Origin of the sequence: Leifsonia shinshuensis (assembly GCF_013410375.1) — a bacterium.
In the GTDB taxonomy this organism is placed as follows: Bacteria; Actinomycetota; Actinomycetes; order Actinomycetales; family Microbacteriaceae; genus Leifsonia; species Leifsonia shinshuensis.
In genome coordinates this window covers 2,978,738-2,992,236 of the sequence record NZ_JACCFL010000001.1, presented here as the reverse complement: position 1 = coordinate 2,992,236, position 13,499 = coordinate 2,978,738, and the positions used below count along the sequence as shown (strand labels likewise).

Here is a 13,499-nt window from a genome sequence, read left to right as displayed (position 1 = left end):
CCGATGAAACAATCAACAGCTATTCTTTGGGCGGCCTGCCTCGGCTATGGAATGGTCATTCTCGACACCTCTGTCCTGAATGTCGCGCTCCCGTCGATCGCACTGGAAACCAACGCGTCGGGAGCGCAGCAGCGCTGGATGATCGACGCCTATGTCCTGGTCATGACCGCACTCCTGCTCGCCGGCGGAGGACTGATCGACCGTTTCGGCGCCAAGCGCATCTTCCACATCGGCGTCGCGATCTTCGCTGTGGCCTCGATGGCGTGCGCGATTGTGAGCGACGCCAACCTCCTCATCGTCGGTCGCACCCTCCAGGGGATCGGCGGAGCTCTGCTCATCCCTGCCACATTGACGGTCGTCGTCACGCACTTCACGGATCAAGCCCAACGAGGCAAAGCTATCGCTCTCATCGCCACGGTGACGGCGAGCCCGCAGGCGTTCGGACCCACTCTTGGCGGGCTTCTAGTCGACACCCTCGGTTGGCGATCCATCTTCTTGCTCAACGTACCGATTGCCGTGGTCACCCTCTTTCTGGGCCGGCGCATCGCGGCGGGGGTCGCGAGCACCCGTAAGCTCGATATCCCGGGATTGCTGAGCTTCGCGTTGGCTCTCGGCGCCCTGACCTTCGGTGTCATCGACCTCAGCGAAAACCGTCACCTCACGGCCGCGAGCATCACGGCATGCGTCGTCGCGGTCGGAGCAGGAGCGATCTTCCTCTTCATCGAGCGGTCGGTGTCCAGTCCGTTGTTGCCGCGATCGGTGTTACACGCGAAGAACCTGAATCTCGTGGTCCTCGCCGGGACGTTCATGTTCATCCTCTTCTACGGCGCCCTGTTCGCGGCGAACCTCTATTTTCAGAAGGTGCTGCAGATGGATGCTCTTTCTGCGGGACTGTGGCTCCTGCCTGCCGGAGTCCCCGTTTTCGCGCTTCCCATCCTCGTCGCGAAGCTCGCCAAACGCAGGTCTGCCTTCGTTCCCACCATGATCGGCATCGTGGTAGCGACCATCGGGGCCAGCGCGGCCCTCCTCTCCGGAGTATTCGAGGGGCCGATCATCGTCGCAGCCTCCCTTCTGATCATCGGAATCGGATTCGGGATCGCGTCACCTCCGCACCTGAACCTCGCAACCGGAGCCGCGCCGGCAGGCGCCGCCGGTGTGGTCAGCGCTCTCGCGAACGCGGGAAGGCAAGCGGGTTATCTCCTCGGAGTCGCAGCTGTCGGAACAGCGGGCCTCGGTCTCGACGGGTACCTCCAGGCGTCGTGGGTCGCCATCACCGGAGGTGTCTTGGCGATCACGGCACTTGGACTCTCACGCATGCGCGCTGTCCTGCCACGGCGGTCTGAGTCGCCGGAGTCGGAACCCGCCACCACCTGACCGCACCCGCAGTGGAAGCAGAGTCGCGAGGCCCCTCCCTGCTGGTCGAATCCATCGGGTCGGGCTAGGCGTCCCGTGTCAGCAGCGGCCGCAGCCGGTACGGGATCAGCTCGCCCATGTCGAGGGAGGTCTCGGCACGCTCCACCCCGTCGGTGGACTGGATCGCGCCCGTGATGCGGAACAGGTCCTCCGCGTCCGTGCAGACGACGCGCAGCAGCAGGTCGGACGGCCCGGACAGCCCGTGCGCCTGCACGATCTCGGGGATCCCGGCCAGGTGCTCGACGATCGCGGCCAGCTTCTGCTGCTGCACGTGCACCGTCACAAAGGCCGCCAGCGGGTAGCCGGCGGCGGTGGGGGAGATGCGCCGCTCGAAGGACAGGAAGGCCCCGCTCCGCTCCAGTTCGGCCACCCGCGCCTGCACCGTGTTGCGGCTGAGCCCCAGCCGGTCGGCGAGGGAGACGTTGGTCGACCGGGGGTCGTCCGCGAGCGCGACGAGGATCCGCCGGTCGGTGCTGTCGAACGTGCGCATAGTGTGAAAGCTAGCACCTCGCCGGAAGCCCGGACAGTGCAGTGTGCACGGTCGACACGCCGTTGGTTGTGCGCGCTGAACGTGGAGCGTAGCCTTTCGAGTAATTCCGGCAAGGAGGCCGGAAGCCGGTCGCGCGCGCCACAAGCGGGCGGGCCGGACGCGAGAGTGAAGGTTGCGTGAACCGTGACGATCGACAATCAGCCCGACACCCGACTGGACGACGTCCACCTCCCGGCCGGTGCGGACACCGTCCGGCTGCTGACTCCCGAGGGCGTGCGCACCAGCGACGTCCGCTTCGACGCCTGGGTCTCCGACATCGGCCCGCAGCAGCTCCTCGACCTCTACGAGGACATGGTCGTCATCCGCCGCATCGACTCCGAGGCCACCGCGCTTCAGCGTCAGGGCGAGCTGGGCCTGTGGCCGCCGCTGCTCGGCCAGGAGGCCGCCCAGATCGGCTCCGGCCGCGCGCTGCGCCGCGACGACTTCGTCTTCTCCAGCTACCGCGAGCACGGCGTGGCCTACTGCCGCGGCGCCGGCCTCGTTGACCTGCTGCGCGTCTGGCGCGGCACCACGCAGAGCGGCTGGAACCCGTACGACATCAACATGGCGACCCCGCAGGTCATCATCGGCGCGCAGACGCTGCACGCCACCGGCTACGCGATCGGCATCCAGGCCGACGGCACCGACGCGGCCTCCATCGCCTACTTCGGCGACGGAGCGACCTCCGAGGGCGACGTCAACGAGGCGCTGATCTTCGCCGCGACCTACGCCGCCCCGGTCATCTTCTTCTGCCAGAACAACCAGTACGCGATCTCCGAGCCGGTCGGCCTGCAGGCGCAGCGCCCGATCGCCGAGCGCGCCCCCGGTTTCGGCGTGCCGAGCGTCCGCGTGGACGGCAACGACGTGCTCGCGGTCATGGCCGTGACCCGCTCCGCCCTCGACCGCGCCCGCAGCGGCGGCGGCCCGACCTTCATCGAGGCCGTCACCTACCGGATGGGACCGCACACCACCGCCGACGACCCGAGCCGCTACCGCGACCCGGCCGAGCTCGACGAGTGGCGCGCGAAAGACCCGATCGCCCGCGTGGAGGCCCACCTCGCCGCCGAGGGGCTGCTCACGCCGGAGCGCCTCACCGCCATCCAGGAGCACGCCGACCGCGTCGCGGCCGAGATGCGCCAGGGCGTCGTCGCGCTCCAGGACCCGGACCCGCTGTCGGTCTTCGACAACGTGTACGCCGAGCCGCACACCGGCCTCGCCCGGGAGCGGGACCACTACTCGCGCTACCTGCGCACGTTCGTCGGCGGTGACCGATGACAGCGCTCACCATGGCCAAGGCCATCAACGCCGGCCTCCGCCGCTCGCTGGCCGAGGACGACCGGGTCGTCCTCATGGGCGAGGACATCGGCACCCTCGGCGGCGTGTTCCGCGTGACGGACGGCCTGCAGACCGAGTTCGGCCCGCGCCGGGTCATGGACTCGCCGCTCGCCGAGTCGGGCATCCTGGGCACCGCCGTCGGGATGGCGTACAAGGGGCTGCGTCCCGTTGTGGAGATCCAGTTCGACGGGTTCATCTACCCGGCGTTCGACCAGATCGTCAGCCAGGTGGCCCGCATGCACTACCGCACCGCGGGCGCCGTGCGCATGCCGATCACGATCCGGGTGCCGTTCGCGGGCGGCATCGGCGCGGCGGAGCACCACTCCGACTCGCCGGAGGCCTACTTCGCGCATGCCGCCGGGCTGCGCGTCGTGAGCCCGTCGACCCCGCAGGACGCCTACACGCTCATCCGGCAGGCGATCGCCTCCGACGACCCCGTGCTGTTCTTCGAGCCCAAGCGGCGCTACCACGCGAAGGGCGACGTGGACGAGGACGCCGCGCTCGAGGACGCCCGGCCGATGGGCACCGCCCGGGTCGTCGCGTCCGGCAGCGATGTCACGCTCGTGACGTACGGCGGCCTGGTGCAGATGGCGACGGACGCGGCCCTCGCGGCGGAGGACGAGGGTATCTCGGTGGAGGTCGTCGACCTCCGCTCGCTGTCCCCGCTCGACCTCGACACGGTCGCGGCGTCGGTCAGGAAGACCGGCCGCCTGGTGGTCACCCACGAGGCCGCGCTGTCCGGCGGGCTCGGGGCGGAGATCTCGGCGTCGATCACCGAGCGCTGCTTCTACCACCTGGAGCACGCGCCGGTGCGGATCACCGGCCACGACATCCCGTACCCGCCTGCCCGGCTGGAAGCGCACCACCTGCCCGACCTGGACCGGATCCTCGACGGCATCGACCGCGCGATGGACCGCCCGAACTCGCTCAGCGGAGTGGAGGACTGATGGCGGTCAAGGACTTCGCGCTCCCGGACCTCGGCGAGGGACTGACCGAGTCGGAGCTGGTGAGCTGGCACGTCGCCGTCGGCGATACGGTGCGGCTCAACCAGATCATCGCCGAGGTGGAGACCGCCAAGGCGCTGGTCGAGCTGCCCGCGCCGTACGAGGGGACGGTGTCCCGGCTGTACGTCGAGCCCGGCGTGACCGTGGCGGTGGGGGAGCCGCTGGTCGCGTTCGAGGTGGCGGGGCCGGCCGGGGCCGAGCCGGGGGCGCCCGCCGCGGCGCCGTCGGAGGACGCCGGGTCGGCGGAGACGCGCGAGCCGGTCCTCGTGGGCTACGGCGCACGGCCGGATGCGAAGGGGCGGCCCGCGCGGCGGGCGCGTCCGGGACTCGCGGCGCAACCCGCCGCGTCGCAGTCGGTCGCCGTCCAGCCGGCCGCCTCCGGCCAGGTCGCGTCGGCACCGGCCGCCTCCGGCCAGGCGGCGTCGGCATCGGTCGCCGCGCACTCCGCGCCCGCAGTGTCCGTGTCAGCCGCACCGTCCGCGGCGGCGAGCGACACCGCCGTCCCGGAGCGCCCGCGCGCGACGCCGCCCGTCCGCAAGCTCGCCCGCGAGCGCGGCATCGACCTCGCGGCCGTCACCGGCACCGGCGACCGCGGTCTGGTGACACGGGCCGACCTCGATGCCTTCGAGACGGCAGCCGCCGCGCCCGCGGCGGTCGCCCCGGCCGGGAGCACGCCGGACGAGCTCCGCATCCCGATCAAGGGCGTCCGCAAGGCCACGGCCGACGCGATGGTCCGCAGCGCGTTCGGCGCCCCGCAGGCCACGGTCTTCCTCACCGTCGACATCACGCCGACGACCGAGCTGATCGAGCGCCTACGCGCCCGCCCCGACCTCGCCGACGCGCGCCCCGGCCTCCTCGCCGTGGTCGCGAAGGCGCTGTGCCTGGCGGCGCGGCGCACGCCCGAGGTCAACTCGAAGTGGGACGAGGCCGCACAGGAGATCGTGCAGACCCGCGCGATCAACCTCGGCATCGCCGCGGCGACCCCGCGCGGGCTGCTGGTGCCGGTCATCCGCGACGCCGACGGCCACTCGCTGGCCGAGCTGTCCGGCGCGATCCGCGACCTCGCGGTGACCGCCCGCTCGGGCAAGACGCCGCCGAGCGCACTCACCGGCGGGACGATCACGATCACGAACGTGGGCGTCTTCGGCGTGGACGCCGGCACGCCGATCCTGACGCCGGGGGAGGCCGCGATCCTGGCCGTCGGAGCCGTACGGCGTCAGCCGTGGGAGCACCATGGCGAGATCGCGCTGCGCGACGTGCTCACGCTCGCGCTGACGTTCGACCACCGGATCGTGGACGGCGAGCAGGGCTCGCGCTTCCTCGCCGACATCGGCCGCATCCTCGCCGACCCCGCCTCGGTCCTCACCCTCGTCTAGCCATCCATCCGTTCCGGACTTATGTACGCGCGCACACGGCGTGTCGCGTACACAAGTCCGGAACGGATTGAGGGGGTCAGGCGTGGAGGGCGGCGTTCAGTTCGACGCCGGTGCCGGAGCGGCGGAGGACCTCGACGGCGCCCGTGAGGGAGTTGCGGCGGAAGAGCAGGCCCGGGACGCCCGAGAGCTCGACGGCCTTGACGGTCTGCGGGCGGCCGTCCGCGGTGACGGGGCCGTCGACCACGACCACCTTCGTGCCGGCCGTGACGTAGAGCCCGGCCTCCACCACGGTGTCGTCGCCGATCGAGATGCCGATGCCGGAGTTCGCGCCGAGCAGGGCGCGCTCGCCGATCGCGACGCGCTGGGTGCCGCCGCCGGAGAGCGTGCCCATGATGGACGCGCCGCCGCCGATGTCCGAGCCGTCGCCGACGACGACGCCCTGCGAGATGCGGCCCTCCACCATCGAGGAGCCGAGCGTGCCCGCGTTGAAGTTGACGAAGCCCTCGTGCATCACGGTCGTCCCCGGCGCGAGGTGCGCGCCGAGCCGCACGCGGGAGGCGTCGGCGATCCGGACGCGGTCCGGGGTCACGTAGTCGAGCAGGCGCGGGAACTTGTCGATCCCCGTCACGTGGATGCCGACGCGCTGCAGCGTCGGCCGCAGGCGGTCCAGATCCGCGGGGAGGACCGGCCCGGCGTTGGTCCACGCCACGATCGGGAGGTGCGCGAAGATCCCGTCCAGGTTCACCGTGTTCGGGCGGGCGAGCAGGTGCGAGAGCAGGTGCAGGCGCAGGTACGCGTCCGGCGTGGACGCGGGGGCGGCGTCGAAGTCGATCTCCTCCGTCACGATGTCGATGCGGACGTTGCGGCGGGGGTCCTCGCCGGCGAGCTCCTCGAACTCGGCCGGGGCGATCCAGCGCTCCCGGCCGGCCGGGATGCGGCCCAGCTGCGGCTCGGGGAACCAGGTGTCCAGCACGGTGCCGTCGCCGGCGATCGTGGCCAGGCCGTACCCCCAGGCGGAGCGGGCGTTCGCGGACGCGGCGGACTCGTCAGGAAAGTCGGAAGGCATGCCCCTAGATTAGTAGCGTGCCTCTCGACCTCAGCGCCACGTCCATCGACCTCACCCGGCAGATCTGCGACATCGAGTCGGTGTCCGGGAACGAGAAGACCCTCGCCGACGCGATCGTGGCGGCGCTCTCGCCGCTGCCGCACCTGGAGATCATCCGCGACGGCGACACCGTCGTCGCGCGCACGAACCTGGGCCGCGAGCGCCGCGCGCTGATCGCCGGCCACATCGACACCGTGCCGCTGAACAAGAACCTCCCGACCCGGTTCGAGGAGGACGGCGGCGTCCGCTACCTCTGGGGCCGCGGCACCGTCGACATGAAGGCCGGCGTCGCCGTGCAGCTCAAGCTCGCCGCCGAGCTCACCGACCCCGCCATCGACGTGACCTGGATGTGGTACGACCACGAGGAGGTCAACGCCGAGCTGAACGGCCTCGGCCGCCTCGCCCGCAACCGTCCCGACCTCTTCGTCGGCGACTTCGCGATCCTGGGCGAGCCGAGCAATGGCGTCGTGGAGGGCGGCTGCAACGGCAACCTCCGCGTCGAGGTGCGGGCGTACGGCGTGCGCGCCCACTCGGCGCGCGGCTGGGTCGGCGAGAACGCCATCCACAAGATCGCGCCGGTGCTCGACCTGCTGGCGGGCTACACGGCCCGCGACGTGGAGGTCGACGGCCTGGTGTACCGCGAGGGGCTGAACGCGGTCGGCGTCTCCGGCGGTGTCGCGGGCAACATCATCCCCGACGAGGCGATGGTGCACATCAACTACCGGTTCGCCCCCTCGCGCAGCTCGGAGGAGGCCATCGCCTACCTGCACGAGCTCTTCGCCGGCTACGACATCACCGTGGTGGACCGCGCCGACGGCGCCCGCCCGGGCCTCGACGCCCCGCTGGCGCAGGAGTTCGTCTCCGCGGTCGGCGGCGTCGCCAAGCCGAAGTACGGCTGGACCGACGTCGCGCGGTTCAGCGCGCTCGGCATCCCCGCGGTCAACTACGGCCCGGGCGATCCCCTGAAGGCGCACGCCGACGACGAGCGCGTCGACGTGGAGCAGATCGTCGCGGTGGAGGCGGGTCTCCGTGCCTGGCTCAGCGGTCCCGGCGCCCGCTGAGGCCGACGAGGCGGCGCTGACGCCGCGCGGCCCCTGGTGGTCGCGGTGGTGGGTGCGCGTCCTCGGCGTCTTCCTCGCCAGCCGCGTCGTCACGACCGTCATCCTGCTGATCTTCGCCGCGGGCCAGGGCAAGAACCCGTGGACGGGCGCGCATCCGGACTACTTCTCGTACGCAACGATCTGGGACGGCCTCTGGTACAACATCGTCGCGGTCAGCGGCTACCCGGCCTCGCTGCCGTCGAACGACGGCCTGCACGTGACGGAGAACGCCTGGGCCTTCCTGCCCGGCTACCCGGGGCTGGTCGACGTGGTGATGTTCGTGACCCGGCTGTCCTGGGCGCCCGCCGCGGTGCTGGTGTCCGTGCTGTGCTCCGCCGGCGCAGCGCTCGTCTTCTACCGGTTGATGCTGCGCGTCGGGCTCGGGACGTCGACCAGCATGTTCGCCGTCGTGCTGTTCTGCTTCGCCCCGGTGTCCCCGCTGTTCCAGCTCGCCTACGCCGAGTCGCTCTACCTGCTCCTCCTCGCCGCCGCCCTGCTGCTCCTGGTCGAGCGGAGGTACGGCTGGCTGTTCCCCGTGGTGCTGGCGATGGCCTTCACCCGGCCGAGCGGGCTGGCGTTCGCGCTGGCGGTCGGGCTGCACGTCGTCCACCGCTGGCTGCACAGGCGGGACGACCCGTTCCCGGTGCGCGAGCGGGTCCTGGGCGTGTCGCTCGCGGTCTTCAGCGCGGTCGCCGGGATCGCCTGGCCGGCGATCGCGGCCGTCGCCACCGGGTCGTGGACGGCCTACACCGACACCGAGCTCGCCTGGCGCGCCCCGTACATCGGCTACACGCACCTGGTGCCGTTCACCCCGTGGTTCCAGGGCGCGAACTGGTGGGCGAGCGTGATGCTGGGCGTGCCCGGCTGGCTCGGCGTGATCGCGCTCGTGCTGCTGGTCATCGTCTACGCCGTGCTGCTGTTCTCGCCCGCCGTGCGCCGGCTCGGGGTGGACCTGCGGTTCTGGATCGCGGCCTACTCGCTCTACCTGTTCGCGGTGTTCTTCCCGCAGTCGAGCACCTTCCGGCTGCTGATGCCGCTGTTCCCGCTGCTGGGCGCGATCGCGATCCCGAAGAGCCGCGCGTACCGGGTGGGCCTGGTCGTGCTGTCCGTGGCGCTCCAGATCGGCTGGATCGCGCTCTGCTGGGGCGTCGACGGCGCCGACTGGTCGCCGCCGTGACCCGTCCTCCCGCGCCGTCCGGTGCGCGGCCCATTGTCCACGGGGTAGACCGGCGATTTCCCCCGCTCACCGTGGATGACGGTTAATGGATAACGACATCCACGAAAGGGGAGCTGCATGGCGGCCATGAAGCCGAGGACCGGGGACGGGCCAATGGAGGCTGTGAAGGAGGGACGGCTCATCATCGTGCGGGTACCGCTCGAAGGTGGGGGACGTCTGGTCGTCTCCGTCAACGACGCGGAGGCCAAGGAGCTTCACGACGCTCTCGCGAGCGTCGTGAGCGCCTCCTGACGACTACCTCACGAGATACCCGAGAAGGGGCCCCGAGCGATCGGGGCCCCTTCTTCGTCGCACAGGCGGTTGCGCGCCACCGGTTCCGGTCAGGGCGTGAGCTTCGTGATCTGCAGCAGCCCGTCGCCGGCGGGCGAGAGCGCGCTGATCACCGCCCCGGAGGCCGCGGTCTCCGTGATGAGCGTGCGGTAGCCGGTGGCGAGCGGGTCGCGCGCCGCGGGGTCGGCCACCCGGCCGCGCCAGAGGGCGCGGGCGACGAGCACCGTGCCTCCCGGGCGGACCAGCCGCAGGCCGTGCTCGACGTACTCGATGACCGACTGCGGGTCGGCGTCGACGAAGACGATGTCGTAGGAGTTCTCGTTCATCCGGGGGAGGACGTCGAGGGCGTGCCCGGTGATGAGCCGGACCCGGTTGGCGGCGATGCCCGCCTCGGTGAAGAACGTGCGGGCGTGCTGCTGGTGGTCCACCTCGACGTCGATGCTGGTCAGCTGCGCCTCGGCGCCGCCGTGGAGCAGCCAGAGCCCCGACACACCGACACCGGTGCCGATCTCGACGATGTTCTCCGCCTTCGTCGCGGCGACGACGACCGCGGCCTGCGCACCCGTGCTCGGCGCGATCGGCTCGACGCCGAGTTCCAGCGATTGCTGGCGGGCTCGCGAGATCACCTCGCTCTCGACGATCACGTCGTCGGCGAATCTCCAGTTCGAGTCCTTGTCTGACACGTGTCTCCCGTCGGTGGCCTCGGTCCAGAATAGGCCCAGCCGATCCAGCATTCGCGCAGCCGCGCGCGATACTCTTCATGTGTGTTCGGCCTGACCTTCGAGAAGCTCCTCATCGTGGCTGTCATCGCCGCGTTCCTCATCGGGCCGGAACGGCTCCCGCTCTACGCGGGCAAACTGAGGCAGTTCGTGCGGACGGTGCGCGACTTCGCCGACGGCGCCAAGGACCGCATGAAAGAGGAGATGGGGCCGGAGTTCGATGACGTCGACTGGAAGAAGCTCGACCCGCGTCAGTACGACCCGCGCCGCATCATCCGCGAGGCGCTGCTGGACGACGCCCCCGCGCCCTCCGCGATCAAGCCGGTGACCCAGTCGGCCTACGCGCAGCGCATCGCGCCGCTCCCGCCGGGTTCTCTCCCGCCGTTCGACGCCGAGTCCACCTGAGCCGCCTCCGCACCCTGAGCGGCCGTACACACTCCGTCGCGCGTCGCTGACGCGCCTGCGCCCCGATACGGTTCTGCATCCAATACGATGCGGGAATGATCGCAACGCAGCAGTCGCTGACCCGGGCGACGGTCGCCCGTTACGCCGTCGGCTCGCTCGGCACCGGAGGCTTCGCGACGCTGCCCGGCCTGGTCCTCGTCTACTACCTGACCGACAGCCTGGGCGTCGCGGCGATCGCCGCCGGCCTGGTGGTGACGGTCGCGAAGGTGTGGGACGTGATCATCGACCCGGTGATCGGCGCGCGCAGCGACCGGATGCTGGCCGCCCGCGGGTCCCGGCGCCCGATGATGGTGCTCGGCGCCGTGGCCCTGCCGGTGTTCTTCCTGCTGACGTTCGCCGTCCCGGCCGGCACGGCCGCGGTCCCCGCCGCCGTGTGGGTGTTCGTCGCGTTCCTGCTCACGGCGACGGCGTTCAGTCTCTTCCAGGTCCCGTACATCGCCCTCCCCGCGGAGCTGGCGTCCGGCTACGACGAGCGCACCCGGCTGCTCACCTGGCGCGTCGTGGTGCTGACCTTCGCGATCCTGCTGTTCGGCGCCGGCGGACCCGCGCTGCGGGCGCTCGGCGGCGGGAACGACTTCGCCGGGTACTTCCTGATGGCGCTGGTCGCGGGCGTGGTGATCGGCGGCGGCATGCTGGTGTCGGCGTTCGTCGCGCCGCGGCAGCTGCCGGCGGACACCCTTCCGCCGCGCAAGGGCGTCCTGACCACGCTGCGCACGAACTACGCCGCCGGGATCGGGGCCCTGCGCGACAGCCAGCCCTTCCGCGCCCTGCTGCTGGCCTTCCTGCTCCAGGGCCTCGCGACGGGGATGATGCTGGCCGGCGCGAACTATGTCGCGACCTGGGTGCTGCACTCGGAGGACGCGGTGACGTTCCTGTTCATCGCGCTGATCGGGCCGGCGCTGGTCGTGACGCCGCTCTGGGGCGTCGTCGCCCGGCGGATCGGCAAGGAGCGCGGCTTCCGGCTGGCGAGCATGCTGTTCGGCGTCGCCGCGCTGTCGATGGTGCTGCTGATCTGGGCGCCCGGGGCGTGGGTCTACCTGCCGGTGGCGGTCGCGGGAGCGGCGTATGCGGGCATGCAGTCGCTGCCGATGGCGATGCTTCCCGACGTGATCTCGCACGACGCCCGCCGCAACGGGCCCGGCCGCGCCGGCACGTTCGGCGGGATGTGGACGGCGGGGGAGACCACCGGCATGGCGCTCGGGGCGACCGTGCTCACCATCGTGCTGGCGCTGACCGGCTACATCGCCCGCTCGGCGTCGGCCGCCGCCGCGGCAGGGGCCGGCCAGCCCGCGGAGGCCGTGGCCGGGATCGTGCTGAGCTTCAGCGTCATCCCGGCGGCGATCATCGCCGCCAGCCTGGTGCCGCTGGCGCGGTACCGGCTGCGGAAGGGGGACGTCGATGACGTCGTTTGACCGGAACGCCATCCTGGCCAGGCTCGCCGCCCTGCGGGCCGCGGACGCGCCGACGCACGGCGGGCACGTGCTGAGCTACGTCTACGACTCCGGGATCGCCGAGCTCGACGAGCTGGCCGCCGCCGCCGTGCGGATGGTCCAGCCGGTCAACGGGCTCGACCCCACCACGTTCACGTCGGTCGCGGTGATGGAGCGCGAAGTCCTCGGCTTCGCCCGCGAGCTGCTGCACGGCGGCGACGACGTGGTCGGCTCGGTGACCTCCGGCGGCACCGAGTCGTGCCTGCTGGCGGTCAAGACGGCGCGGGAGGCCTGGCGGGCGCGCGGAGCCGCCGGCGTGCCGCGGATCCTCGCCCCGGTGACCGTCCACGCGGCCTTCCACAAGGCGGCGGAGTACTTCGGACTCGACCTCGACCTGGTGCCCGTGGACCCGGACACCGGCCGGCTGGACGCGCAGCGCCTGATCGAACGCCTCGCCCCCGACGTGGCGCTCGCGGTCGTCTCCGCGCCCTCGTACCCCTACGGCTCGCTCGACCCGGTCGAGGAGGTAGCGGCGGCCTGCGAGGAGGCGGGCGTCGACCTGCACGTGGACGCCTGCATCGGCGGCTGGATCCTGCCGTTCTGGCGCGAACCGGACGGGTCCGCGCCGGCGCCGTGGGACTTCCGCGTGAGCGGGGTGACGAGCTTGTCGGCCGACCTGCACAAGTTCGGCTACGCGCCGAAGGGGGCGAGCGTGCTGCTGCAGCGGGGCCGCGACCGGCAGCGCCTGCAGTACTTCGCGACGACCGGCTGGCCGGGGTACCCCGTGGTGAACCCGACGCTGCTCGGCTCGAAGTCGGCGGGAGCGCTCGCGGCGTCCTGGGCGATCATCCAGGCGCTCGGGGCCCGCGGCTTCGCCTCCCTCGCGGAGGCGTGCCTGCGCGCGACGCGCACCCTCGCGGACATCGTGCGCGACATCGACGGGCTGCGGGTGGTGGGCGCGCCGACCGGTCCGCTGCTCGCCGTTGCCGCCGACGACTCCCTGCCGGAGGAGCGCAGGGTCGACCCGCACCACTGGGCCGACCGGGCCAGGAGGCGCGGCTGGCACCTCCAACTCCAGCCCGGGCTCACCCAGCCCGACGGCACCCACCTGCCGCACACCACGCACCTGACGATCACGCCGGTGACGCGCGACCGCCTGGACGAGCTGGAGGCCGCGCTGCGGGCGTCGGCGGACGAGGTGCGCGGCGTCGCACCGGTGGACCCCGCCGTCGCGCTGGCGGCGCTGCCGCCGGTGGGCGATCGGGCGCTGGACTCCGACACCGCCGCAGCGCTGCTGCGCGCCGCCGGGATCGCCGGCGACGCCCCCGGCCTCCCCGACGAGCAGGCGCCGCTCCTGGCGCTGATCGAGGCGCTGCCGCGCCCGGTCACCGAACGGCTCCTCGTCGAGCTCCTGGGCCGCCTCGTCGAGCCCACCTAGCCGACGAGTCCGCGATTATTCAGCCCCAAACAGCCGAGTACGCAGATTATCGACGTACTCGGCGGTTCGGGGCTGAGT

General features: G+C 71.7%; 13 protein-coding genes. 10 read left to right on the top strand and 3 right to left on the bottom strand.

What is annotated here, in order from left to right; genetic code table 11:
* Positions 1–3 precede the first annotated feature (3 nt).
* A complete protein-coding gene (locus HNR13_RS14520; RefSeq protein ID WP_179606861.1) occupies positions 4–1,374 on the top strand; it encodes an MFS transporter in 1,371 nt (456 codons plus the stop codon).
* A 64-nt stretch (positions 1,375–1,438) separates the two neighbouring features.
* On the opposite strand, the gene HNR13_RS14515 is transcribed toward HNR13_RS14520, so the two are convergent.
* A complete protein-coding gene (locus HNR13_RS14515; RefSeq protein WP_179606859.1) occupies positions 1,439–1,903 on the bottom strand; it encodes an Lrp/AsnC family transcriptional regulator in 465 nt (154 codons plus the stop codon).
* A gap of 189 nt (positions 1,904–2,092) precedes the next feature.
* On the opposite strand from HNR13_RS14515, the gene pdhA reads away from it, so the two are divergent.
* The 3 genes from pdhA to HNR13_RS14500 are packed head-to-tail and all read left to right on the top strand — an operon-like array spanning position 2,093 to position 5,657.
* Positions 2,093–3,217 (top strand): pyruvate dehydrogenase (acetyl-transferring) E1 component subunit alpha, encoded by a 1,125-nt coding sequence (pdhA, locus tag HNR13_RS14510; RefSeq protein WP_179609511.1) that lies wholly within the window; start codon positions 2,093–2,095, stop codon positions 3,215–3,217.
* Positions 3,214–4,224 (top strand): alpha-ketoacid dehydrogenase subunit beta, encoded by a 1,011-nt coding sequence (locus tag HNR13_RS14505; protein ID WP_179606857.1) that lies wholly within the window; start codon positions 3,214–3,216, stop codon positions 4,222–4,224. The genes pdhA and HNR13_RS14505 overlap by 4 nt, the downstream gene beginning before the upstream one ends.
* On the top strand, positions 4,224–5,657 hold the full coding sequence (locus tag HNR13_RS14500) for a dihydrolipoamide acetyltransferase family protein (protein ID WP_179606855.1): 1,434 nt from the start codon (positions 4,224–4,226) through the stop codon (positions 5,655–5,657). The genes HNR13_RS14505 and HNR13_RS14500 overlap by 1 nt, the downstream gene beginning before the upstream one ends.
* A gap of 76 nt (positions 5,658–5,733) precedes the next feature.
* On the opposite strand, the gene dapD is transcribed toward HNR13_RS14500, so the two are convergent.
* The gene (dapD, locus tag HNR13_RS14495; RefSeq protein ID WP_179606853.1) at positions 5,734–6,723 is read right to left on the bottom strand and encodes a 2,3,4,5-tetrahydropyridine-2,6-dicarboxylate N-succinyltransferase; all 990 of its coding nucleotides are present in this window, start codon (positions 6,721–6,723) and stop codon (positions 5,734–5,736) included.
* Positions 6,724–6,740: 17 nt separating this feature from the next.
* Here dapD and dapE point away from each other — a divergent pair, with 17 nt between their 5' ends.
* The 3 genes from dapE to HNR13_RS14480 all read left to right on the top strand — a co-directional run bounded on the left by dapE (position 6,741) and on the right by HNR13_RS14480 (position 9,330).
* Positions 6,741–7,823 carry a succinyl-diaminopimelate desuccinylase gene (gene dapE / locus HNR13_RS14490; RefSeq protein WP_179606851.1) on the top strand — a complete coding sequence of 361 codons (1,083 nt, stop codon included), beginning with the start codon at positions 6,741–6,743 and terminating at the stop codon, positions 7,821–7,823.
* The gene (locus tag HNR13_RS14485; RefSeq protein WP_179606849.1) at positions 7,792–9,039 is read left to right on the top strand and encodes a hypothetical protein; all 1,248 of its coding nucleotides are present in this window, start codon (positions 7,792–7,794) and stop codon (positions 9,037–9,039) included. The genes dapE and HNR13_RS14485 overlap by 32 nt, the downstream gene beginning before the upstream one ends.
* A gap of 117 nt (positions 9,040–9,156) precedes the next feature.
* The gene (locus HNR13_RS14480; protein WP_021764147.1) at positions 9,157–9,330 is read left to right on the top strand and encodes a DUF3117 domain-containing protein; all 174 of its coding nucleotides are present in this window, start codon (positions 9,157–9,159) and stop codon (positions 9,328–9,330) included.
* Positions 9,331–9,419: 89 nt separating this feature from the next.
* Here HNR13_RS14480 and HNR13_RS14475 read toward each other — a convergent pair whose 3' ends face one another.
* Positions 9,420–10,052, bottom strand: coding sequence for a class I SAM-dependent methyltransferase (locus HNR13_RS14475; protein WP_179606847.1), 633 nt, complete (start codon positions 10,050–10,052; stop codon positions 9,420–9,422).
* A gap of 81 nt (positions 10,053–10,133) precedes the next feature.
* Between HNR13_RS14475 and HNR13_RS14470 the strand changes: the two genes are divergently transcribed.
* The 3 genes from HNR13_RS14470 to HNR13_RS14460 all read left to right on the top strand — a co-directional run bounded on the left by HNR13_RS14470 (position 10,134) and on the right by HNR13_RS14460 (position 13,421).
* Positions 10,134–10,493 (top strand): twin-arginine translocase TatA/TatE family subunit, encoded by a 360-nt coding sequence (locus HNR13_RS14470; RefSeq protein WP_179606845.1) that lies wholly within the window; start codon positions 10,134–10,136, stop codon positions 10,491–10,493.
* 95 nt (positions 10,494–10,588) lie between these two features.
* Positions 10,589–11,965: an MFS transporter gene (locus HNR13_RS14465; RefSeq protein ID WP_179606843.1), complete on the top strand. Its 1,377-nt coding sequence runs from the start codon at positions 10,589–10,591 to the stop codon at positions 11,963–11,965.
* A complete protein-coding gene (locus tag HNR13_RS14460; protein ID WP_179606841.1) occupies positions 11,952–13,421 on the top strand; it encodes a pyridoxal phosphate-dependent decarboxylase family protein in 1,470 nt (489 codons plus the stop codon). Before HNR13_RS14465 ends, HNR13_RS14460 begins: the two co-directional genes overlap by 14 nt.
* The last annotated feature ends 78 nt before the right edge of the window (positions 13,422–13,499 follow it).